This is a genomic window from Streptomyces lomondensis (genome assembly GCF_014651035.1).
Classification (GTDB): domain Bacteria; phylum Actinomycetota; class Actinomycetes; order Streptomycetales; family Streptomycetaceae; genus Streptomyces; species Streptomyces lomondensis.
The window spans coordinates 1-1,621 of record NZ_BMWC01000039.1 but is presented as its reverse complement, the minus strand read 5'-3'; the positions used below and the strand labels follow the sequence as shown (position 1 = coordinate 1,621).

Annotated in this window: 1 protein-coding gene; it reads right to left on the bottom strand. The window is 41.9% G+C overall.

What is annotated here, in order from left to right; all coding sequences use genetic code 11:
* Positions 1–128: 128 nt before the first annotated feature.
* The gene (locus IE255_RS40680) at positions 129–1,562 is read right to left on the bottom strand and encodes a form I ribulose bisphosphate carboxylase large subunit (RefSeq protein WP_189214503.1); all 1,434 of its coding nucleotides are present in this window, start codon (positions 1,560–1,562) and stop codon (positions 129–131) included.
* Between the last annotated feature and the right edge of the window lie 59 nt (positions 1,563–1,621).

The following is a 1,621-nucleotide window of genomic DNA, read 5'->3' as shown; positions in this document are numbered from 1 at the left end:
CGAGCCGAGTTTAATTGCAATCAATTAGAAGAATAAAGAAGAATTACTGCATTTCATAACTTATTTTTTTCTCTTTTTATTTCGTTTCTTTTTTATTTATACCTTCTCTTCTTTATCTTTAGTTTTATCTACTTATCAATAGTATCTACCGGCTCGAACTCGAATTTGATCGCCTTCCATACTTCACAAGCTGCGGCTAGTTCAGGACTCCATTTGCAAGCTGCTCGGATAATTTCATTACCTTCGCGAGCAAGATCGCGCCCTTCGTTACGAGCTTGTACACAGGCTTCTAAAGCCACTCGATTAGCTGCTGCACCAGGTGCATTTCCCCAAGGATGTCCTAAAGTTCCTCCACCAAATTGTAATACAGAATCGTCCCCAAAGATTTCGGTCAGAGCTGGCATATGCCAAACATGAATACCACCTGAAGCTACCGGTATAACACCTGGCATGGATACCCAGTCCTGAGTGAAAAAGATACCGCGAGCACGATCTTTTTCAATAAAATCATCGCGCAATAAATCAACAAAACCTAAAGTCATTTCGCGTTCCCCTTCTAACTTACCTACTACTGTACCGGAGTGGATATGATCTCCCCCAGACATACGCAATGCTTTAGCTAATACACGGAAATGCATACCATGATTTTTCTGTCTATCAATAACTGCATGCATTGCACGGTGAATGTGAAGAAGTAGGCCATTGTCGCGGCAATAATGAGCCAAAGTAGTATTTGCGGTGAATCCCCCAGTTAAGTAGTCATGCATTACAATAGGAACCCCTAATTCTCTTGCAAATACAGCTCTCTTAATCATTTCTTCACATGTACCCGCAGTCGCATTCAAGTAATGCCCCTTGATTTCACCGGTTTCGGCCTGTGATTTATAAATAGCTTCGGCACAAAAGACAAAACGGTCTCTCCAGCGCATAAATGGTTGTGAGTTTACGTTTTCATCATCTTTGGTAAAATCAAGTCCACCACGTAGACACTCATAACACGCTCTACCATAATTTTTTGCGGATAATCCCAATTTTGGTTTAATAGTACATCCCAATAAAGGACGACCATACTTGTTCAACTTATCTCTTTCAACTTGGATACCATGAGGCGGGCCTTGGAAAGTTTTTGAATAAGTAGGGGGAATTCGTAGATCCTCCAAACGTAGAGCACGTAGGGCTTTGAAACCAAATACGTTACCTACAATGGAAGTAAACATGTTAGTAACGGAACCCTCTTCAAATAGGTCTAATGGATAAGCTACATAACAGATCCATTGGCTGTCTTCCCCAGCAACAGGCTCGATGTGATAGCATCGTCCTTTGTAACGATCAAGACTGGTAAGTCCATCAGTCCAAACAGTTGTCCATGTACCAGTAGAAGATTCGGCAGCTACTGCAGCCCCTGCTTCTTCGGGCGGAACCCCAGGCTGAGGACTTACTCGGAATGCTGCCAAGATATCAGTATCCTTAGTTTCATACTCTGGGGTGTAGTAAGTCAATTTATAATCTTTAACACCAGCTTTAAATCCAACACCTGCTTTAGTTTCTGTTTGTGGTGACATAAGTCCCTCCCTATAACTCTTGAATTAAGAATTCTCACAATAACAGGGTCTACTCGATG